This is a genomic window from Aquamicrobium lusatiense (genome assembly GCF_014201615.1).
GTDB classification, from domain to species: Bacteria; Pseudomonadota; Alphaproteobacteria; order Rhizobiales; family Rhizobiaceae; genus Mesorhizobium; species Mesorhizobium lusatiense.
The window spans coordinates 50,421-69,794 of the sequence record NZ_JACHEU010000003.1 but is presented as its reverse complement, the minus strand read 5'-3'; the positions used below and the strand labels follow the sequence as shown (position 1 = coordinate 69,794).

Genomic DNA, 19,374 nt, shown 5'->3' with positions numbered 1-19,374 from the left:
GTTCAGGTTTGCAGAAGGCTTTGGCCGAAGAACAGGCCGTACATCTCGACGGAACAGTCCCGGATCCTGAGCTTCTCGGACTGGTCCGCCGCATAATGGATCTGCATGGCTGCATAGGCGCGCATGCCAAGGATCTGGTAGATAAGACAGTGCAACTGCTGATCGTCGAAGCGCCGTATCCGGTTTTCAGCCATCGCCCGCCGGAACGTGCCGAGATAGCCGTTGACGATATTGTCCATGTGCTCCCGGTGGGCTTCCGGGGCGAATATTTCCGCTTCGTAGAGAATGCGGTAGAAACCCTCGTTCTCGATCACGTAATTGAGGAACGCCTCGAAGCGGACGATCTCACGCTGAACGCCCGGAGGGGCCGTGCGCGCTATCTGTTCGATCTTCTCGCGCATCCTCAGCCCTTCATAAGGCAGAAGCGCGTTGAACAGAGCCTTCCGGTCTTCGAAATAATTGTAGAAAGTGCCATGGGCGACACCGGCCAGATCGGCGATCTTGGCCACTGAAGCATCCGAATATCCCTCAGCGGCGACGACCGCGCAGCCGGCATTGAGCAGACTGTCCAGCGTCGCGCGGGCCTTTTCTTCCCGGCTCATGCGCCGACGGGGTGCTCTGCGGATACCGGCTGAAGGACTTTCGACAGACACTCTAGTCCATCCTCTCTGGTGACGCCTGCAAACGGGCGGCGTCGATGTCACGAAGCGTGCGCTTGAGTACCTTCCCTGAAGGGTTGCGCGGCAGGCTTTCTACAACAACCATATCCTTCGGACATTTGAAACCTGCCAGTCTTGCGCGGCAATGATCCAGAAGTTCCTGATAGGTCATCGTCTGGCCGTCCGCAAGCACGATAGCTGCGATCGCCACCTCCCCCCAGCGCGGATGCGGGCGGGCATAAACGGCCACTTCGCGCACGGCAGGATGATCGTAGATCACGCGCTCCACCTCTGAAGAGGCTATGTTCTCGCCGCCGGAAATGATCATGTCCTTCTGGCGGTCGGTGATGAACAGGAACCCGTCTTCATCGAGATAACCTGCATCTCCGGACCGCAAAAATCCATCGGGAAAGAAGGCTTCCGCCGTTTTCTGCGGATCACGCCAGTATTCCCGCATGACCTTGGGGCCACGCATGCAGATCTCGCCGACCTCGCCTGCGGCAAGGCGCTGGCCGCTGTCATCGCGTATCTCGATTTCGACAAAGCGCAGGGGCCGCCCGACGGAACCGATCTTGTCGAATTCGCGCCCCTCTTCCATCAGCGTGTCGCCCGAAACGGTTTCCGTCATGCCATATGCATCGACATAGCGCGCATTCGCAAAGCGGTCGAAAAAGGCGCGGATGCGCGTTTCCGGGGTCCGCTCGCCGCCGGCTATGCACCAGCGCAGCGAGGAGACATCCGGCAATCCTTGGGCCGGAAGGTTCAGGATTTCATTTGCCATGACCGGAGCAAGCCAGATCCCGTCTGTCTTCTCGCGTTCGATCGTTTCGAGCACGGCGCGCGGCTCGTAGTCGCGCAACAGCACCAGCGCGCCGCCGGCCAGATGCACGCCAAGACCAGGCAGGTCACAGGCTCCGACGTGATAGAGAGGGCCGACGACCAGAAGCCGGGTGTTTTCGTTCAGACCCAGCGAAAGGGCGTGATCGAAGCACTTCCAGTAAAAATTGTCATAGCTGTGCACCACGCCCTTGGGCCGCGACGTGGTTCCGGATGTGTACATCAGGCGAAAGATATCGTCGCGGCCGCGCGGCACGGCCGCTGCCTGCCGCCGCCCGCCGGATGCATCGAGAAGCGTCGCCCCGATGTCCATCTGGCCATCCGTGCCGAGCAGAACAGTCGGCAGGCCGGCGCCGGCCGCCTGCGCCTCGAACACATCGTCGGCGACAATCATGACGGCTCCGGCGTGGCCCGTGATATATGCCACTTCCTCGCCTGAGAGGCGAAAGTTCAGCGGCAGGATCACCGCGCCCAGATGGCTGACCGCATAGATCAGCTCGATGAAAGCGGGACTGTTCTTCATCATCAGGGCGACGATGCTGCCTTCCCCTATGCCGCGCGCGGAAAGCGCGGCGGCAAGGTGATGCACGCGCATTTCGAGCGTGCGCCAATCGAGGCGCAGGTCTGCGTAGATCAGCGCCTCACCGGCCGGCTTGCGGCCTGCGTTGACCGCCAGATATCGGGACAGATTGAACATCGGCTCTCCTCCCCGGTCTCAGTAGGATCTTGGCAGACCGAGATTCACCGTCGAGATGTAATTGAGGATCATTTCTTCAGAAACCGGGGCAAAGCGGAAAAGACGGGCATCGCGCCACAATCTCTCGGCATGGAACTCCTTGGAATAACCCATGCCGCCCATCACCTGCATCGACTGCTCCGCCGCCGCGGAAGCTGCCTGCGAGGCAATCAGCTTTGCTGCATTGCTTTCCGATCCGAAGGGCAGGTTGCGGTCGAAATTCGAGGCCGCCTTGAGGTTGAGCAGGCGCGCTGCCTCCAGTTCCGCCCATTGCTGTGCCAGAGGGAACTGCAGCCCCTGATAGCTGCCGATCGGCCGCCCGTTGAAGACCTTGCGCTCCCGCGCATAGTCCACCGCGAGCCTGAGCGCCAGCGCACCGGCGCCGACCAGCCCGGCCGTCGTGACGATGCGCTCGCAATTGAGGATGTCGAGCAATTCCGGCCAGCCGCCATCCACCGTGCCGATAACCTCGTCATCAGATGCGTACGCGCGATCGAGATAGACGACCGAGGACGGCAGGGTGTTGGTGCCCAGCTTGTCGATCTCGGTATGGCTGACCCCTTCGCGATCCGTGTCGATCATGAACAGGCTGATGCCGTGGGTTTTCTTCACACCATCCTGAAGCGGCGTGGTGCGCGCGACCACCAGCATCTTCTTCGAGGCTGCGACCCCGGTGATCCAGATCTTCTGGCCCGAGATCGACCAGCCGCCATCGACCCGTGTCGCCTGGGTTTTCATGCCGAGAGAGTTTGTGCCAGCATCCGGTTCCGTCAGCGCCATGCTGAACGTCATGCTGCCATCGCAAAGGCCGGGCAGCAGCTCGCGCTTCATGGCGTCGCTTCCGTAGAGAGCCAGAGCGACACCGCCGAAGACCGGATTCAGCATGAACATCTGGGACAGCGTGGAGCCCGCCCCGCCCTTGCAGAGTTCTTCGATGCACAGCGCCAGATCGATCAGCCCCAGACCGAGACCGCCATGAACCTCGGGCACCATCATGCCCGCGATCCCCGCATCGCAGATCGCCTGCCAAACTTCGTGCGGGTACTCTTTGGCTCCGTCCTTCTGCCGCCAGTATTCAAGGCCGAACCGCTCGCCGATCTGGCGCGCGGTTTCCATCATCATCTTCTGTTCTTCGGTAATGTCGAAGTTCATCTGTTAATCCTCAGTATCAGTGGCCGGCCGGGCCAGGTGCGCGCAGCAGCGCCAGCGGTGCTTCGAGCAGGCTGGAAAGAGTGGCGATGAACCGCGCAGCCTCCGCGCCGTCGATCAGGCGATGATCGGCGGCAAGGGTGAGGATGATCTCCTGCACGGCTTCCGGCCGCCCTTCGGCGTCAGGACGGAAAAGGGTCTGCTCGGCGCCAACGCCGAGGATCATCGCCTGCGGCGGGCTGATGATCGGAGTGAGTGAATCCGCGCCGAACATCCCGACATTGGAAATCGAAATGGCTCCTCCCGAGACATCCTGCGTGGTGAGCAACCCCGCCCGGGCGCGCGCAAACAGGCCGGCGCAGTGGTCGGCCAGTTCATCGAGCGGCAGCTGGTCGGCGCGATCGGCAACAGGAATGCGCAGGCCATGCGGCGTTTCGGTCACGATGCCGACACCGATGCTGCCCAGCTCCAGAATACCGTCCGGCAACCAGACGCGGTTGAGGTGTGGGTGCGCGGCCAGCGCCAGGCCGGTTGCCTTGACCAGCAGATAGGTGACCGAAAGCCGTGCGTGTCCTGAAGCGGCCGCGTTGAGATCGGCGCGCAGGCGGCTGAGCGCGCGTATGTCGACATGGCGGGTCACGTAGAAATGGGGGATGTCACGCTTGGCAGCCTGCACGCGACGGGCAGTCGCCGCGCGAACCGCATCCGGTTGGACCAGCCCGCTGGCGGGAAGCGCGGGCGCCGTGCCTGTCCCTGTGCCTGCTCCTGTCCCTCTGATGGCCGACACATCGGCTGCCTTGATCCTGCCGTTCGGACCTGATCCCGTCACGCCTGAAAGATCCACTCCGTCCTGACGTGCGATCCGGCGTGCCAGAGGGGTTGCCACGACGCGCAGCACATCCTCCTTCATCACCCGCCCGCCGCGGCCCGTCCCCGTCACGCTTTCGCGATCGAGGCCGTGCTCGGCCATGAGCTTGCGGGCTGAAGGGGCATCGGCACCGGCCGGAACCGAAGGAACCGGCGAAACACCCGTTGCCTCGCCGCCACCCGAAAGACGCGCGATCGGCTGGCCGACGGGCACCACGGAGCCTTCGGCAAACAGGATCTCCTCCAGAACGCCGTCAGCGGAAGCCGGCACCTCGTTGGTGACCTTTTCGGTCTCGACCTCGAACAGCAGATCGCCGGCCTTCACCGCCTCGCCCACCTTGCGATGCCATACCGTGATCAGGCCTTCGGTCATCGTCAGCCCGAACTTGGGCATCACGATCTCGGACATCTCATTCTCCCCGGAAATCGGCCTGACGCTTCTCGATGAAAGCAGCGCAGCCCTCATGCGCGTCGTGGCTGTCGAGAACGAGCCCGATCACAGCCTGCTCATGGCGCAATGCTGCAGAAAGCGGCATATCGGCGCCGTCGATCAGCGTCCGCTTCAGAAGCTTCAGGATCAGCGGAGATTTCGCCGCCAGCTTCGCCGCCATGGCGCGCGCTTCCTCCATCAGCTGGTCGTGAGGCACGACACGGTTGGCGAGGCCGATCCGCACGGCCTCATCCGGCGCGATCATCTCGCCGAGATACATGATCTCGCGCGCACGGCAGGAAGGAACCTGCCGAAGGATGCGCTGGGTGCCCCCGGCGCCGGGAAAAAGCCCCAGATTGATCTCGGGCAGGCCCAGCCTGGCCTTGTCCGACAGGAGCCTGAGGTCGAACGTCAGAAGCAGCTCCGTGCCGCCCCCCAGCGCAAAGCCGTTGATCGCGCCGATGGTGGGCTTGTCCAGCATCTCGATGCGGCGCAGCGTGCGGTGGATCGTTTCGGCGAATTCATTGTAATGCGCCAGAGCATCCCGCGAACCGAGATCGGCGATATCGCCGCCGGCCACGAAGGCGCGCCCCTCGCCCGTAAAGATCACGGCGCGAATGGCGTTATCGTTCTCGATCCGGTCGAGGATGCCATCGAGTTCAGCCAGAACGCCCATGTCCAGAGCGTTCAGCTTCTCGGGACGATCGAAGGTCACGATCGCCACCGCGTCCTCGATTTCCAGACGCACGCAGGCGGTTTTCTGTTCGGTGCTCATGAGATGCTCCCTCAGGCCATCAGGCGACGCAACGCCGCCATGATCTTGGTTTCGTTCAACCGCCATTCGCCCTCCAGCGCCGGGCTGAACGGCACCGGCGAAAAGGGCGCCGCGACCCGCAGGATCGGCGCATCCAGCTCATCGAACCCGATGTCGGCCATGCGCGCTGCGATTTCGGCGCCAACGCCGAAGGCTTCGACAGCCTCGTGGGCGATGAGCAGACGGTGCGTCCGGCAAAGGCTTGCGAGCACCACCGCCTCGTCCCACGGCTGGATCGATCGCAGGTCGATCACTTCGACCGAAATGCCTTCCGCCTGCGCGATTTCGGCAGCCTTGAGTGCCGTCCACAGCGTCGCGCCATAGGTGACCAGCGTCACGTCCGTGCCCTCGCGGCGCACCAGCGCCTCACCGATACGGGCTGACGCCGGCGCGTCCGGCAGGTCTCCCTTGAGGGCGTAGAGCGCCTTGTTTTCCACGACGATCACCGGATCGGGATCATCGATGGCGGCGCGCAGGAGACTGTAGGCGTCTTCAACGGTCGCCGGCACCACGACCTTCAGGCCGGGAATATGCGCAAACCAGGCTTCGAGGCATTGCGAATGCTGTGGCCCTGCGGAGAGCCCGCCGCCATGAGGCGTCCGCAACACCATGGGCACCGAGCCCTGCCCGCCGAACATGTAACGGGCCTTGGCCGCCTGATTGACCAGCATGTCCATGGACAGCGTGACAAAGTCCATGAACATGATTTCGGCGATGGGGCGCATGCCTGAAAGGGCGGCCCCCACCGCCATGCCCGCAATCGCGGCTTCGGCAATGGGCGCATCATAGACGCGCTGCGGCCCGAACTCTTCCAGCAACCCGCGCGTGGCCTTGAACGAACCGCCCGCAGCGGCGACGTCCTCCCCGATCAGGATGACGGAAGCGTCGGCGGCCATCGCATCCTGCATGGCGCGGGTGACGGCCCTGACATAGCGGCTTTCAGCCATGACGGAGACCCCCTTCGGTATAGACATCGGCAAGCAGGGTGGCGGCATCCGGCAGCGGCGCCGCCAGCGCCGCCTCAAGCGCCGCCGCATTGGCGGCTTTCACTTCGGCGTCGGTGGTTTCTATCCAGTCGCCCTCCACGCCGGCCTCGGCGAGGCGGCGGCGGCCGATGGCGACAGGGTCGCGGGCCGACATTTCGTCTGCCTCGCCCTCCGGGCGATAGTCCTGCCTGTCGCCCTCATAATGACCGCGAACCCGGGTGGTGTGACATTCCAGAATGTGGGGAATACACCCCGCCCGCATGCGCCCGATGGCATCGCGCGCCACATCATGCATGGCCAGCATGTCGTTGCCGTCCGCTTCGGCATAGGCGATGCCAAAGGCCGCCGCCAGATCCTTCAGCTTCACCGCAAGCTGCTTTTCCGTCGGGCTGAATTCGGACCAGCCATTGTTCTCGCAGCAGAACAGAACCGGCAGCGACCAGAGGCTGGCAATGTTCAGGCATTCGTGCACCAGCCCCTCGGCCAGCGCGCCGTCGCCGAAATAGACGACCGCGATCTCGCCTTTTCCGCGCCCTTTCAGCGCGAGCGCCGATCCGGTCGTGATCGGCAGCCCGGCAGCAACGATCCCATTCGCGCCGAGCATGCCCAGCCGCAGGTCGGCGACATGCATCGACCCGCCCCTGCCGCCGCAGATGCCCGTGGCGCGGCCGAGAATCTCGGCGAAGAAGCCGGTCAGGTCCACGCCCTTGGCAAGCGTGTGCCCATGGCCACGGTGATTGGAGGAAACCGTGTCGCCGGGTGTCAGGAATTCCGAGATCGCGGAAGCGACCGCCTCCTGTCCGATGGACAGGTGCAGGAAGCCCGGAACCTTGCCGTCGACGAACAGCTGCTGCAGCGTCTTTTCCGCCTCGCGAATGATCATGGCGCGGCGATAGATGCTCTTCAGCGCCTCCGCCGGGTTGTTGGGGGCGGTCTTGCGACTCATGGCACGGCCCTCTTCATGTTGGTGCTGGTCATGATTTTGCGTTCAGATGGCCAGGTAGCGGCCGGTGATGTCCTTGTCGGCTTTCAAGGTTTCGATGGTGCCGCGATAGACGATCTGGCCCTTGTCGATGACGACGGCGTCGTCCGAGATGCCGAGGCAGAAATGCATGTTCTGCTCGGCCAGAACGATCGTCACGCCGGTGCTGCGCAGGCTCCGGATGAGACGGCCAATCTCCTGCACGATAATCGGCGCAAGCCCCTCCGACGGTTCATCGAGCAGGATGAGATCCGGGTTCCCCATCAGGCAGCGCGCCATGGACAGAAGCTGCTGCTCGCCGCCCGACATCATGCCCGCTGCACGGCCGCGCATTTTCGCCAGAATGGGGAACGCATCGTAGATGTTGTCCATCGTCCATCTGGTCTGGCCATCTGCGCCCGGCTTGGCGGCGATGCGCAGATTGTCGTCGACCGAATGCCGGGAGAAGACCTGCCTGTCTTCCGGCACAAGTCCGATGCCGCGCCGGGCGATGGCGTGCGGCGCCTGCCCGTCGATGCGGCTGCCCGCATAGTGAATTTCGCCTGACCGGGCGGGCGCAACCCCCATGATCGCCTTCATGGTTGTCGACTTGCCGGCACCGTTGCGGCCAAGCAGAGCGAGCGTGCGTCCCCTGCGCGCCTGGAACCCCATGTCGAAGAGGATGTGGGACGCCCCGTAGAAAACGTTGACCCCGCGAAGATCGAGCACCACGTCGCTCATGCCGTTTCCTCCACGGTTTCGCGGCCGAGATAGGCTTCGATCACATCGGGATGCCCGCGGATTTCATCCGGCGTGCCGGACGCGAGCACGGCTCCGTAGCGCAGGACGTGGATGACTTCGGCGGTGCGGAACACCAGTTCGATGTCGTGCTCGATGAAGATGAGCGTCATGTTGGCGCTCTTCCACAGACGCTGCACCGTCGCCATCATCTGCCAGCGCTCTTCAGGCCCCATGCCGGCGGCCGGTTCGTCCAGAAGAAGCACCTTCGGTTCAAGCGCCAGGGCAAGGCCGACGTCCAGCAGCTTCTGATCGCCGTGCGAAATCTGGCCGGATATGCGCTCCGCGACGTCTTCCATGCCCAGAAGGCCGAGAAGCTCGTCCGTGCGATCTGCGATATCGCGACGGGGAAAGGCACTTCCCAGACTGAAGGTGGCGCGGCGATGCGCCGTCACCGCGGCGGCAAGCGCCTCCCTCACGGTCATCGAGGGAAAGATGCTGGCGATCTGGAACGCGCGGCCTATCCCCTTGCGCACGATGGCTGCGGGTTTGAGGCCGGTGATATCCTCATTTTCAAGCCGGATCCTGCCGCTTGTCGGAACGAGGTGGCCGGTGATCTGGTTGAACAGCGTGGTCTTGCCCGCGCCATTCGGCCCGATGATGGCCGAGAGCGAGCCGGCGGGGAAGTTCAGCGAAACGTCGTCCGTTGCCGTCAGCCCGCCAAAGCGTTTCACGAGATGCTCAAGGCGCAGCATGGTCTTGCTCCTTTGCGGAAGGGGCGGCGTGGCGCGCCTTTCGCCAGTCGGCCAGCCAGTCGAGAATGCCGCGCTTGAGGACCAGAACGACGAACAGGATCGCCAGCCCTTTCGCCATTTCGGTATGGGTCGTGTAGAGCAGCGTCAGGTCGTTGATGATCCGCATGGCCACCACACCCACCAGCGGCCCCCAGAAGCTGTGCAGGCCACCGAGCATGATCATGAAGATCGCTTCGCCCGAAACCGACCAGCTTGCCCATTCGGGATAGGCGGCCGAGGTGAAGACGGCGAGGACGACGCCACCCAGCGAGGCGATCGATCCGGCCGCCGTGAAAGCCAGAACCTTCACGAGATAGGTGTTCACGCCGAGGAAGGCGGCGCGGCGTTCATTGTCGCGCACCATGCGCAGGCTCGCGCCGAAAGATGACAGCGTGATCAGGCGCACGGCCAGCACGCCGGCGACGAACAGGAAGGCTGAGAACGCATAGCGATCCCGCGCCTGCACCAGATCGAGCCCGAGGAAAGCCGGGCGCGGAATGCCGCCCATCAGCCCCTGATCGCCTCCGGTATAGTGCACCAGACCCTGGATGATGGACACGAACAGCATCTGGAACGCGAGTGTCAGGAAGGCAAAGTAGATTTCCGACAGCCGCGCGCAGATCGATCCGACGACCAGCGCGAAGAGCCCCGTTCCGCAAAAGGCAAGCAGCGTGGCAAGCGGCACCGACCACGCACCGCAGGCGGCCACGAAGGCGGGTGTCTGCAGAACCATCCCGAAGATGTAGCCGCCGCTGGCATAGTAAGCCGCATGGCCGAACGATATCAGCCCGGTGTAGCCGATCAGCAGATGCAGCGACATCACAAGCAGCCCCGCCGCGAACAGGCCTGTCAGCGTATCGAGCAGCCATGTGCCGGGGCTGATCGCTCCGACGAGAAGGAAACCGCAAAAGGCGGCGAATGCCAGCAGCGCGGCCCGGGCGAATGGATGGGCGAATGGATGAAAGCGGGTCATCGCGGCGCCCTTTCACCCAGCAGCCCCTGCGGGCGGAAGACGAGAATGGCGACCATCATGATGAACATCACGCCGTCGACGAAGAGCGGAAAGCCGAGACTGCCGAACGACCGCGTGACCCCGAGCAGGATGGCTGCGAGCAATGCGCCGGGGATGGACCCCATGCCGCCGATGACGGTGACGATGAAGCTGTCGATCAGGATCGAAAGCCCCATTCCCGGCGTCATCGAGCGGACCGGCGCAGCCAGAGCGCCCGCCATGCCGGCAAGCGCGCAGCCAAGGCCGAACAGCGCCGCGAAATAGACCGGCACGCGAATGCCCAGCACCGACACCATGGAGGCATTCTGGGCCGCCGCCCGCACGATCTTGCCGAACCGGCTGTAACGGATCAGCAGCAGGCAGGCTATCGCCACCGCCAGCGATGTCGCGACGAGGAACACATAGAAAGGCGGCACCACGCCGCCGGCGAACCGGTATGGCGGCACACGAAATTCCGCCGGAATCCCCATGGCGAGATATTCCGCGCCCCAGATCATCTTCACGGCGTCGTCCGCGACCAGCACGAAGGCGTAGCAGACCAGAAGCTGCATCAGCAGGTTTTCCTTGTAGACCCTGCTGATGGCCAGCCGCTCGAAAACGATGCCGATCACCGCAGCGGAAAGCGCGCCGGCCAGAACGGCAAGATAGTAGCTGCCGGTCGCAGTGTAGGCCGACCATGCGGTGTAGGCGCCGATCATGTAGAAGGCGCCGTGGGCGAAGTTCACGACATGCAGAACACCGAAGATCAGCGTCACACCTGAGGCGACGAGAAACAGCAGCATCCCGATGATGATGCCGGTGGAGGTCTGCGTGACCAGACAGGACGTCGCGCTGAAACAGTTCAGCAATGCATCGAGATCGAGCATCTGCGGCGGCTTTCCTTAGAGAGGGGACCGCGCGGGCACAGGCGCCGCGCGGCGGGTGAGGATCAGATGAAGCCCTTGCGCTTCTTCCACTCGGTCTCGTGTTCGACGATCACGTCCCAGGCCATGGGCTGGAAGTCCGTGAGATAAGGCGCTTCGGAGATCGTCTTGCCATAGCCGAGCGCATAGTCGACCAGCGTGTTGTCGCTTTCGCGCATGGTGACGGTGCCGCTCACGCCGAGCGGGCTGTCGATGGTGCGGCCCCTGGTTGCCTCCGCCAGCTTGTCGCGGTCGATGCCGCCGCCGGTCGCCCTGAGGGCCTCGATGACGAAGCAGGCGCCGGTATAGGCCTGCCAGCCCCAGTTGGTTGGCAGCTTGCCGGATTTGCGGAAGGCTTCGTTCCAGTTCTCGTTCGCCTCGCTGTCGGGAATGTCCTTGTGGTAGCGATTGCCGGAATGGATGCCCGCAGGCAGGTTCTTGATCGCTTCCAGAACCGGAGCGTCGCCCATGTTGACGGCCACGGTCTGGAACTGGTCGAAAAGACCGTAGAGGCTGGCCTGATCGAAGAACGCCACCAGATCGCCGCCCCACAGGCAGGTGTAGAGCGCTTCCGGAGCGAGGTTCAGGAGATTGGTGATGTTTTCGGTATAGTCCGGCTGGAAGGATTTCGGCCACGTCTCGCCGACAAGCTTTACATCCGGCGCGAAGATGGTCAGGAACTCCATGAACTCCGCCGTGGTGTCGCGGCCATAGGCGTAATCCGGCGAGCAGGTCGCCCAGCGCCTGACGCCCCCCTTTGCCAGTTCCGAGGCATAAAGACCGCCGGCAATCGCGTCATGGATGCCCTGCCGGCCAGACCGGAAGATCCAGTGTGCCGCATTGGCGGGATCGGCGGTCAGGGACGAGGTTTCGGAGATGGAGTGGACGCAATAGGTGCCGGTATCGCGCACGACCTCATGCACCGCGAAGGCCCCTCCCGAGGCTTCCGCGTCGAGAATGATCTGACAGCCGTCGGTGCTGATCAGCTCGCGGGTGATGCGGGCCGCCTCGTCGGGCTTTCCCTTCGTATCACGGATGACCAGCTCGATCATGCGCCCGTCGATGCCGCCGGCGGCATTGACCGCATCGACCGCCATTTTCGCGCCGATCGAGGCGGTTTCACCAAGGATGGCGACGCGGCCGGACAGGATGGTCGGAACACCGACCCGGATGGTGGAACCCTGCGCCCGCAGGATGGACGGTGCGGCGAGCGTCGCCGCACCAAGGGCGCCTGCCGCTGACAAAAAGCTACGCCGGGACAATCCGGTCCGATGGGATACGGTCATTCATTCCTCCATTGTTGAAAGCCGCCCTCTCCCGGAGCGGCAGGCCGGCCGATGCCGGACGTCAGTATTCCCGGACGCCCCCATACGGCGCCCAGGAGCCCACCTGATAAAAGCCCGCATCGACCGCCATCGAAACGCCGGTGACGGCCGAGGCGTCATCCGACAGCAGGAAGGCGGCGACCGTGCCGATTTCCGACGGCTCGACCATGCGGCCAAGCGTCGAATTCGCATTCATCAGGGATATGTCGCGATGGCCGAGATCGATCTGGGCCTGAAGTGCCGGCGTGCGCGTATAGCCCGGCTCGATGGCATTGATGCGGATGCCGGCCCGGCCCCACTCGCCCGAAAGCCCCTCCACCAGATTGGTGACGGCCGCCTTGCCGGGGCCATAGGCATGAAGCGGGGTGGAGCGGCGCGCGGTGATCGAGCTGAGCGCCACAAGGCTGCCGGAACGGCGCGGGATCATGTGGCGCGCCATCTCCCTGAGAGACAGGAAGGTGCCGCGGAAATTGATCTCATAGATGCGGTCGAAAACCTCCATGTCCAGCTCGGCCGGCGGCTTCGGCGTCTGGACGATGCCGGCGGACGTGATGCCACCCGAGATGGGGCCCATATCGCGCTCCACGGCGCAAACGGCATCGATGACGCTCTGCTCCTCGGCGACATCGAGCTCAAAAGCTCTTCCGCCGATCCGCTCCGCGACGCTGCGGGCCTGATCCATGTTGCGATCCAGTATGGCGACCTTTGCGCCGCGTGAGGCTGCAACCTCCGCGCATGCCGCACCAATGCCGCTGGCGCCGCCTGTGATGGCAATGATGCGGTCTGCAAGCTGAGCCTGCTGCGACATGGTTTCCTCCCTCGAATATGGCGGCAACGTAACATAAATGAATTATGAGTCAATTATCATTTTGTTGACATGACAGGCGCGGCCGCTCTAGCCTGCGGGCCACAATTCGGTGGAGGAAAGCCATGACGATCGCGCAGGAGCTCGCGCAATTCACTTCAGCGCTGACGCGGGAAAACATTCCCGAAGACGTCCGGGAGAAGGCCCATGCGTGCCTTCTCAACGGCTATGGCATCGCCATGGCCGGCCTCGCAACGCACTACGAGCCCGTAGCCCGTCAGGCGGCCCTTGCCATGTATGGCGGGGCTGGAGAGGCGACGCTGCTTGGCAGCGGCGAAATGAGCAGCGTAACCGGGGCGGCCATGGCCAATGGCGCGCTTTTCCATGGCCGTGGGCAGGAAGACACCTGCGGTGCGGCGCATCTGGGAGCGGTGATGATCCCGCTTCTGATGGCCCTCATTGAGAGCGGGCGGGCCAGCATCACCGATCTGATACCGGCGATGGTCGCCGGTTACGAAGTGGGCGGGCTGTTCGAGGAACTGCTGGCCGGCGACACAACGCCAAAGGGTTTTCGCGCCACCACCCTTTACGGAACAGGTGCTGCCGCAGCGGCGGTCGCGCGGCTTTTGCGGATGGATGCCGAACGGACATGCGCGGCCCTTGGAAATGCCGTTTCCTTTTCAGGCGGGCTTCTCCAGACCTTTGCGGAGGGAACCGACGAATGGCGCTATCAGGTTGGCGTGACCGCGCATTCCGGCTGGACCGCGGCTGAGCTTGCAAGGGCGGGCTCCGTCAGCCTGCGTGAGGCATATGAGGGAGCCAAGGGGCTGGCCCGGGCCTTCGCGGGGCGGCCGCTGGATACCGAAGATACGGTCGCAAGGATCGGCCGCGACTGGCAGACCTTGCGCGTTGCCTTCAAGCCGTTCCCGGTCTGCGCGTTCAACCAGACGCCGGTAACAGCGGCCTTGTCCCTGCGTGAGAAACTGGCGGGGCTCTGCATCGAAAACGTCGTGGTGCGCATGAACCCCTATGAATGCGGCTATGCGGGAATGGACAGCAAGGGCCCCTTCTCGACGATCGGCGGCACGTTGATGAGCATCCCCTTCTGCATCGCCCAGACCCTTCTGCGCGGCGCGCCCTCGATGGCCATGATGACCAGATATGACGACGCCGAAATCAATGCGCTGGTCGAAAAAGTGCATCTGGTTGCAGACGCCGAAGTGCCCGTTCTGTGCTGCCGCATCGAATTGCAACTCGCAGGTGGCGCAATCCTGTCCGAGGTTTGCAACATGACCCCTGCCGACTACGCCTGGAGCTTCGGCGACTTGCAGGACCGCCTGACGCGGACCGCAGCGCAGGAAGGACTGCCGGCCTCATGCATCGCCGGTCTCAGCACTTTTTGCCGGGATCCGGAGGGTGCAGGCATTGCCTTCCTGAATGACGTTTTTGCGCGTGCGCGCCCACTGATCCGCCGCTGACGGTCGCCTGACAAGAAGCCCCCGCATCTTCCGATCCGGGGGCTTCTTGTTTCGTGGTGGCCCGAAATTCAGTGAACGGCTGCGTACATCAGGTTTTCTTCCGTCGCGTCGAGCGGCGAAAACTCCTCGACCACCCTGCCCTGCCGGGCGACCAGCAGCCGGTCGGACAGCTGCATGACCTCCGGCAGATAGGAGGAGATGACCACCACCGCCTTGCCTTCATCGGCCAGCCTGTTGATCATCTGATGAATCTCGGCGATCGCCCCCACATCGACGCCGCGCGTGGGTTCATCGAAGATGATGAGTTCGGGCTCCTGAATCAGCGACTTGGCTATCACCACTTTCTGCTGGTTGCCGCCTGAAAGCTCGATGACCTTTGCATCCTTGCTGACGGCGCGGATGTGCAGCGACTTGCCCCACTCTTCGCCGATGCGGTTCATTTCCGAACGGCGCAGCCAGAACTTTCGCCATCCCGCCTTGGCGAGCTTGCCCATGAAGATGTTGGCCTTGATCGACATGGTCTCGAAAAAACCTTCGATCTTGCGGTCCTCGGTGATGTAGGCGACCCTCTCGCGCAGGCTTTGCGCCGGCACGCGGTAGCGCACGCGCTTGCCGCGGATGAACACCTCACCGCCGTTGAGATAGTTGCGCTTGATCGCGCCGGACACGACCTTGAAGGTTTCCGTCCGGCCCGAGCCGACAAGGCCGAACACACCCGTCACCTGTCCCGCGAACACCGACAGCGAATTGTTGCGGACCATGTTGCCGACACGCAGATTGGAGACCTGGAGAATTCGTTCGCCCGGCGGACGGACGAAATCCTTGCGCTTGCCATAAAGCTCTTCCGACAGGCTTCGTCCCACCATCGACTGCACGATGCGCGCCCGGTCGAAACTGGCGGTGTCGTCGGTGACGACATGCTGCCCGTCCCGCAGGATGGTGATGCGGTCGGAGATAGCCAGTGCCTCTTCCAGCGCATGACTGATGAAGATGATGGCGACGCCCCTGCTCCGCAGAGTGCGCACGAGGTCGAAAAAGTGCTTCTTTTCCTCCGGCGTCAGCGTTGCGGTCGGCTCGTCGAAGACGATGACCCTTGCATTCGACAGCATGGCCCGGGCGATTTCGATCATCTGCTTCTTGGCCGCGCCCAGCGTCTGGACCATGGCGGTCGGGTCAACCTGAAAGTTCAGAGCCTGCATGAATTGCTGCGCGGCGATATTGATGCCGCGCAGGCGATTGAAGAACTGCTCGTTGCCCATGAACAGGTTCTGCGCCACGGTCATCGAGGGAACGAGGCTCGTCTCCTGAAACACCATGGCGATACCCGCTTCAAGGGCGGCTGCCGGGGTGCGCAGATGAACGGGCTTTCCGTCGAGCAGAATCTCTCCGGAGGTGGGATCGACAACCCCGGCGATCATCTTCGTGAGGGTCGATTTTCCGGCACCGTTCTCCCCGAGAAGGGCATGGACCTCACCCGGCATCAGGGTGAAATTGATGTTCTCCACCGCAGGCACGCGGGCATAGAGCTTGGTGAGGCCTCGCAGTTCCAGAACAGGGGTCATGCCACACCTCCGGTCACGCCGTTTGCCGCGCGGATTTCCTGAAGCTTCATGCGCAGCAGACGCCCCGCTCCCTTCGAAAGGGCCAGAACCTCGTCGCCGCGTTCGAGCGTGGTCACGATGCCGTGGTTCATGCCGCCGACCCGGCTGTGAACGGACATCAGCGGATTGCGGCTGGCGTCGCAGCGCACGGCAAGGCCGTAGGAGCGCGGCGGCGCCCAAGGCTTCAGGATGCCCATGTGTTTGACGCCACCGCTTTGCAGCGGCTCCAGAAAATCCTCTCCCGACGAAAGCGCCGGAGAAATCCAGTATTTCGGGTCGATGGTTTCCATCATCTCGCGGCGGAACGCGTTCTCCTGCAGCACGAATTCCACGATCTGCGCGCGCCCCGAAAACAGCGACAGCCAGAAGCCGCCATCGGCTGTTGGCGTGATGCGGGCGGGATAGCCGGGAAGCTCGCCGGTGGCATCGCCCTTCCCGGCACGGCGCAGGCGGTGGCGCCAGCTTTCGGAAATCAGGATGCCGTCGTCGCTCTCCATCGCGCCGAAGGCCCAGGACAGATCGCTCTGGAGCAGTTCAGCCTTGCCGGTGGCCGGCTCAAGCGCCACGAGACGCCCGGACTTTCCGCGGATCATCAGGTCATACTGCCACTTCGCGCCTTCGTAGCGCGCGGAAGCATCGCAAACCAGAATGCGCCCGTCGGTCATGACCGAAAGAGCGGTGATCGCCCTGAAGCGCCGCCCGCATGCCTCGGCGATCGGGGCAGCCCCGCCTTCGATCACGATGCGGTCTCCCAGTGCGACAACCCGGCGGCCATCGGCAAGGACGGTCAGGGCGGTGATCGTGCCGTCATGGCGCTCCGCCATTCGCAATCCGTCGCCCCCAGCCCCCAGTCCACCAGCCCCCAGTCCCCCTGCCCCCGGAGCTCCGGCAACCAGAACTTCGCTGCCGGCCGCCAGCAGCAGGGTGCCGTCGGGGGCAACGGCCATGTCTTCGAGGCCGGGGCGTTCAAACAGCACCTCGGCTTCTTCAAGAAGGTTGTTCGGCCTGAAGGCGCCATCGAGGATCGGCACTGAAAGGCCTGAACCGCTGCGGCCGAAAAGACCGCCGATCATCTGTCCGACAAACTCAAGCATGGGACACCTTCAGGTCGACGAAATCGGGGGCGACATTGTCCAGCTTCAGCCGCCCGATGCGGTTGTTGTGGATGCCTCCGATGTAAAGATGGCCGCGATGTTCGCGCATGGAGGTGATCATCGGATGGTTCTCGCCACCGAGGTCCCACATGACATCGAGAATCTCGCCGGTTTCGCTGATCTTGACGATGCAGCCGGTGTTGAGATTGGGCGCCAGCCATTCGTCGCCCGGCAGCTTCTTGGACATGCGGCGGCGGAAGGCCGGCCGCTTCATCGCCAGATCGAAGACCGGGCTGCGCACGCCCATGATCGCCAGCCAGTAATGGCCGTCGGAAGCCCGGTTGAGGTTGTCGGGATAGCCGGGAAGGTCATCGATGATGACTTCGACCGTGCCCTTCTTCGGTCCATCGAACCAGTAGCGGCTGATCCGGCAGGCCCAGCTTTCCGCGAAAAGCAGCGACTGCCCGTCGGAAGCCATGACGATGCCGTTCGGAAAGACGAGGTTGCGCAGCACCGTCGTCGTTTTGCCGGTTGCGGGGTCGTAGCAGATGATGCGGCCGTTGCCCCGCGCCTCAAGGCTGTCGGTGGGCCATTCATGCATCTCGTAGCGAACGGTGGCCTCGGAGAAGAAGATGCGGCCGTCAGGTGCGATGTCGAGGTCGTCGGCAAGGCGCAGGCGGCTGTCATCGATGATCGACAGCAGCGAGCGGTTCGTCTCGTCCGTTACCTTGGCGACGCTTCTGTCTGGCCCCACCTTGTAGAGCCCCATGCCGCCGACACACACGAACAGCGTCCCGTCCTCCGTCATCGCCATGCCGAGAGGCTGTCCGCCGATATGCGCATACACTTCCTGCCGCTTATAGTCGGGCGCGAAGAAGCGGATGATGTCGCCGTGGCGGTTGCCGCAGTAGAGATTGTTGTCGAGGTCCAGCACCACGTCCTCGGGCGCTTCGACTTCACCCAGACCAATGGTCTCCACGCCGCGCAGCTTGTCGTTCAGCGCATAGGGAGAGCCGCTGTCGCGCCCGGTGGTTTGCGGCGGCGGCAGTTCCATGTAGCCGGGGCTCACATACAGTTCCTGCACAGCCTTGTGGCGGTTCTTGAACCAGCGGATGTCGAGCAGCGCGGCCAGAAGCAGAATGGAGGCAAGGATAACGCGCGACGTGCCTGCCGACATCGCCATCCGCAACATGCCATTGGTCAGCAGAAGGACGATCAGCGTGCCGAGGATCGCCTTCATCACCGAACCCTTGCCGCCGCCGAGGCGAATGCCGCCGAGGATCGCCGCCGTCAGCACGACGATTTCCAGACCCTTGCCCGTATCGGCACCCGGCGAAGCCAGGCGCGAGGCATAGAAGATCGCGGCCAGTGCGGCGAAGGCGCCTGAAGCGACATAGGAAAGCGCCACCACCCGCTTCACGGGCAGGCCGGTATTGTAGGCGGAGCGGCGATTGCCGCCGATTGCAAGCACATGCCAGCCTGCTCTGAGACGCGTCAGGAAGATGTGTCCGGCAATGGCCACGGCACCGAACACCCAGACGATGACGGGGATGTGGAGGAACGTGCCCATGCCGAGATAATCCCAGGCCGGGGCGTCGGGGAAATTGGCCGAGATTTCAACGCCGATTCTGGCGTTCAGCATATCGTTCGCAGCCTTGTAGACGATGAGCGTGACCATTGTGGTCAGGAAGGCGCGCATGCGGAAATAGCCGATCAGCACGCCGTTGACGCCGCCCAGAAGCCCGCCCGCCACAAGGGTGATCGCAACTGTGGGCACCATGCCAAGGCCAAGCACGTTGACGCAGTAGAGCGCCAGAAGATTGCACAGCGCATAGATGGAGCCGACGCTCAGGTCGATGCCGCCGACGATCAGGACGATGGACATTCCAAGAACGACAAAGCCGAGTTCGCAGGCCTGCCGCAGCGTATCCGACATGCTGGCGACGGAAATGAAATTGTCGATCCGCGCGCTGAAGAAGGCAACGACGCCCAGCAGAACCAGAAGCGGCACCGCCGTTTCCATCCATGGCTTCTGCAGGAGTTCGCCAAAAATCTTGTCCGGCCAGAAGCGGTAGCGCAGTTTTACGAGTGTATTCATGATCCGTTGCCTCTGACCCTGACAGTTGCGCGACCTGGGCCGCGCTTCCCCCTCCCTGTGGCGGGAGGGGGAAGTCTTTCCCGGGAAG

17 protein-coding genes are annotated in these 19,374 nt (G+C 63.5%); 1 reads left to right on the top strand and 16 read right to left on the bottom strand.

Translation table 11 applies throughout. From position 1 onward, the window contains the following. Positions 1-2: 2 nt before the first annotated feature. The 13 genes from HNR59_RS16015 to HNR59_RS15955 form a co-directional block, all read right to left on the bottom strand. Positions 3-602, bottom strand: coding sequence for a TetR/AcrR family transcriptional regulator (locus HNR59_RS16015; protein ID WP_183832039.1), 600 nt, complete (start codon positions 600-602; stop codon positions 3-5). Between the two features lie 52 nt (positions 603-654). Beyond that, positions 655-2,193 carry an AMP-binding protein gene (locus HNR59_RS16010; protein ID WP_183832038.1) on the bottom strand — a complete coding sequence of 513 codons (1,539 nt, stop codon included), beginning with the start codon at positions 2,191-2,193 and terminating at the stop codon, positions 655-657. A gap of 18 nt (positions 2,194-2,211) precedes the next feature. After that, positions 2,212-3,384, bottom strand: a complete 1,173-nt coding sequence (locus HNR59_RS16005; protein WP_183832037.1) for an acyl-CoA dehydrogenase family protein — start codon at positions 3,382-3,384, stop codon at positions 2,212-2,214. A gap of 16 nt (positions 3,385-3,400) precedes the next feature. Continuing rightward, on the bottom strand, positions 3,401-4,657 hold the full coding sequence (locus tag HNR59_RS16000) for a dihydrolipoamide acetyltransferase family protein (protein ID WP_183832036.1): 1,257 nt from the start codon (positions 4,655-4,657) through the stop codon (positions 3,401-3,403). Position 4,658: 1 nt separating this feature from the next. Beyond that, entirely contained in the window at positions 4,659-5,453 is a 795-nt protein-coding gene (locus HNR59_RS15995; protein WP_183832035.1) for an enoyl-CoA hydratase/isomerase family protein, read from the bottom strand. An 11-nt stretch (positions 5,454-5,464) separates the two neighbouring features. Beyond that, complete coding sequence (locus HNR59_RS15990) at positions 5,465-6,439, bottom strand: alpha-ketoacid dehydrogenase subunit beta (protein ID WP_183832034.1); 975 nt, start codon at positions 6,437-6,439, stop codon at positions 5,465-5,467. Continuing rightward, the gene (locus HNR59_RS15985; RefSeq protein ID WP_183832033.1) at positions 6,432-7,424 is read right to left on the bottom strand and encodes a thiamine pyrophosphate-dependent dehydrogenase E1 component subunit alpha; all 993 of its coding nucleotides are present in this window, start codon (positions 7,422-7,424) and stop codon (positions 6,432-6,434) included. Before HNR59_RS15985 ends, HNR59_RS15990 begins: the two co-directional genes overlap by 8 nt. 42 nt (positions 7,425-7,466) lie before the next feature. Then, positions 7,467-8,180 (bottom strand): ABC transporter ATP-binding protein, encoded by a 714-nt coding sequence (locus HNR59_RS15980; RefSeq protein WP_183832032.1) that lies wholly within the window; start codon positions 8,178-8,180, stop codon positions 7,467-7,469. Continuing rightward, the gene (locus HNR59_RS15975) at positions 8,177-8,932 is read right to left on the bottom strand and encodes an ABC transporter ATP-binding protein (protein ID WP_183832031.1); all 756 of its coding nucleotides are present in this window, start codon (positions 8,930-8,932) and stop codon (positions 8,177-8,179) included. The genes HNR59_RS15980 and HNR59_RS15975 overlap by 4 nt, the downstream gene beginning before the upstream one ends. After that, the gene (locus HNR59_RS15970; protein ID WP_183832030.1) at positions 8,919-9,944 is read right to left on the bottom strand and encodes a branched-chain amino acid ABC transporter permease; all 1,026 of its coding nucleotides are present in this window, start codon (positions 9,942-9,944) and stop codon (positions 8,919-8,921) included. The genes HNR59_RS15975 and HNR59_RS15970 overlap by 14 nt, the downstream gene beginning before the upstream one ends. After that, positions 9,941-10,849: a branched-chain amino acid ABC transporter permease gene (locus HNR59_RS15965; RefSeq protein WP_183832029.1), complete on the bottom strand. Its 909-nt coding sequence runs from the start codon at positions 10,847-10,849 to the stop codon at positions 9,941-9,943. The genes HNR59_RS15970 and HNR59_RS15965 overlap by 4 nt, the downstream gene beginning before the upstream one ends. A gap of 62 nt (positions 10,850-10,911) precedes the next feature. Beyond that, on the bottom strand, positions 10,912-12,171 hold the full coding sequence (locus HNR59_RS15960; RefSeq protein WP_183832028.1) for an ABC transporter substrate-binding protein: 1,260 nt from the start codon (positions 12,169-12,171) through the stop codon (positions 10,912-10,914). A 61-nt stretch (positions 12,172-12,232) separates the two neighbouring features. Beyond that, on the bottom strand, positions 12,233-13,018 hold the full coding sequence (locus tag HNR59_RS15955) for an SDR family NAD(P)-dependent oxidoreductase (protein WP_183832027.1): 786 nt from the start codon (positions 13,016-13,018) through the stop codon (positions 12,233-12,235). A 122-nt stretch (positions 13,019-13,140) separates the two neighbouring features. Between HNR59_RS15955 and HNR59_RS15950 the strand changes: the two genes are divergently transcribed. Beyond that, positions 13,141-14,493 carry an MmgE/PrpD family protein gene (locus HNR59_RS15950; RefSeq protein ID WP_183832026.1) on the top strand — a complete coding sequence of 451 codons (1,353 nt, stop codon included), beginning with the start codon at positions 13,141-13,143 and terminating at the stop codon, positions 14,491-14,493. A 68-nt stretch (positions 14,494-14,561) separates the two neighbouring features. Here HNR59_RS15950 and HNR59_RS15945 read toward each other — a convergent pair whose 3' ends face one another. Genes HNR59_RS15945 through HNR59_RS15935 form a run of 3 tightly spaced genes read right to left on the bottom strand, consistent with a single transcriptional unit; the run spans position 14,562 to position 19,286 of the window. After that, the gene (locus HNR59_RS15945) at positions 14,562-16,055 is read right to left on the bottom strand and encodes a sugar ABC transporter ATP-binding protein (RefSeq protein ID WP_183832025.1); all 1,494 of its coding nucleotides are present in this window, start codon (positions 16,053-16,055) and stop codon (positions 14,562-14,564) included. Continuing rightward, positions 16,052-17,188 (bottom strand): hypothetical protein, encoded by a 1,137-nt coding sequence (locus HNR59_RS15940; protein ID WP_183832024.1) that lies wholly within the window; start codon positions 17,186-17,188, stop codon positions 16,052-16,054. Before HNR59_RS15940 ends, HNR59_RS15945 begins: the two co-directional genes overlap by 4 nt. Then, on the bottom strand, positions 17,181-19,286 hold the full coding sequence (locus HNR59_RS15935; protein ID WP_183832023.1) for an ABC transporter permease: 2,106 nt from the start codon (positions 19,284-19,286) through the stop codon (positions 17,181-17,183). The genes HNR59_RS15940 and HNR59_RS15935 overlap by 8 nt, the downstream gene beginning before the upstream one ends. Between the last annotated feature and the right edge of the window lie 88 nt (positions 19,287-19,374).

Excerpts from the sequence above, each read along its gene's own strand:
- HNR59_RS15990 (WP_183832034.1), bottom strand. The coding sequence starts at position 6,439 with ATGGCTGAAAGCCGCTATGTCAGGGCCGTCACCCGCGCCATGCAGGAT.
- HNR59_RS15950 (WP_183832026.1), top strand. The coding sequence starts at position 13,141 with ATGACGATCGCGCAGGAGCTCGCGCAATTCACTTCAGCGCTGACGCGG.
- HNR59_RS15980 (WP_183832032.1), bottom strand. The coding sequence starts at position 8,180 with ATGAGCGACGTGGTGCTCGATCTTCGCGGGGTCAACGTTTTCTACGGG.
- HNR59_RS16005 (WP_183832037.1), bottom strand. The coding sequence starts at position 3,384 with ATGAACTTCGACATTACCGAAGAACAGAAGATGATGATGGAAACCGCG.
- HNR59_RS15975 (WP_183832031.1), bottom strand. The coding sequence starts at position 8,932 with ATGCTGCGCCTTGAGCATCTCGTGAAACGCTTTGGCGGGCTGACGGCA.
- HNR59_RS15960 (WP_183832028.1), bottom strand. The coding sequence starts at position 12,171 with ATGACCGTATCCCATCGGACCGGATTGTCCCGGCGTAGCTTTTTGTCA.
- HNR59_RS15955 (WP_183832027.1), bottom strand. The coding sequence starts at position 13,018 with ATGTCGCAGCAGGCTCAGCTTGCAGACCGCATCATTGCCATCACAGGC.
- HNR59_RS15970 (WP_183832030.1), bottom strand. The coding sequence starts at position 9,944 with ATGACCCGCTTTCATCCATTCGCCCATCCATTCGCCCGGGCCGCGCTG.
- HNR59_RS16015 (WP_183832039.1), bottom strand. The coding sequence starts at position 602 with ATGAGCCGGGAAGAAAAGGCCCGCGCGACGCTGGACAGTCTGCTCAAT.
- HNR59_RS16000 (WP_183832036.1), bottom strand. The coding sequence starts at position 4,657 with ATGTCCGAGATCGTGATGCCCAAGTTCGGGCTGACGATGACCGAAGGC.
- HNR59_RS16010 (WP_183832038.1), bottom strand. The coding sequence starts at position 2,193 with ATGTTCAATCTGTCCCGATATCTGGCGGTCAACGCAGGCCGCAAGCCG.
- HNR59_RS15940 (WP_183832024.1), bottom strand. The coding sequence starts at position 17,188 with ATGCTTGAGTTTGTCGGACAGATGATCGGCGGTCTTTTCGGCCGCAGC.
- HNR59_RS15995 (WP_183832035.1), bottom strand. The coding sequence starts at position 5,453 with ATGAGCACCGAACAGAAAACCGCCTGCGTGCGTCTGGAAATCGAGGAC.
- HNR59_RS15935 (WP_183832023.1), bottom strand. The coding sequence starts at position 19,286 with ATGAATACACTCGTAAAACTGCGCTACCGCTTCTGGCCGGACAAGATT.
- HNR59_RS15945 (WP_183832025.1), bottom strand. The coding sequence starts at position 16,055 with ATGACCCCTGTTCTGGAACTGCGAGGCCTCACCAAGCTCTATGCCCGC.
- HNR59_RS15965 (WP_183832029.1), bottom strand. The coding sequence starts at position 10,849 with ATGCTCGATCTCGATGCATTGCTGAACTGTTTCAGCGCGACGTCCTGT.
- HNR59_RS15985 (WP_183832033.1), bottom strand. The coding sequence starts at position 7,424 with ATGAGTCGCAAGACCGCCCCCAACAACCCGGCGGAGGCGCTGAAGAGC.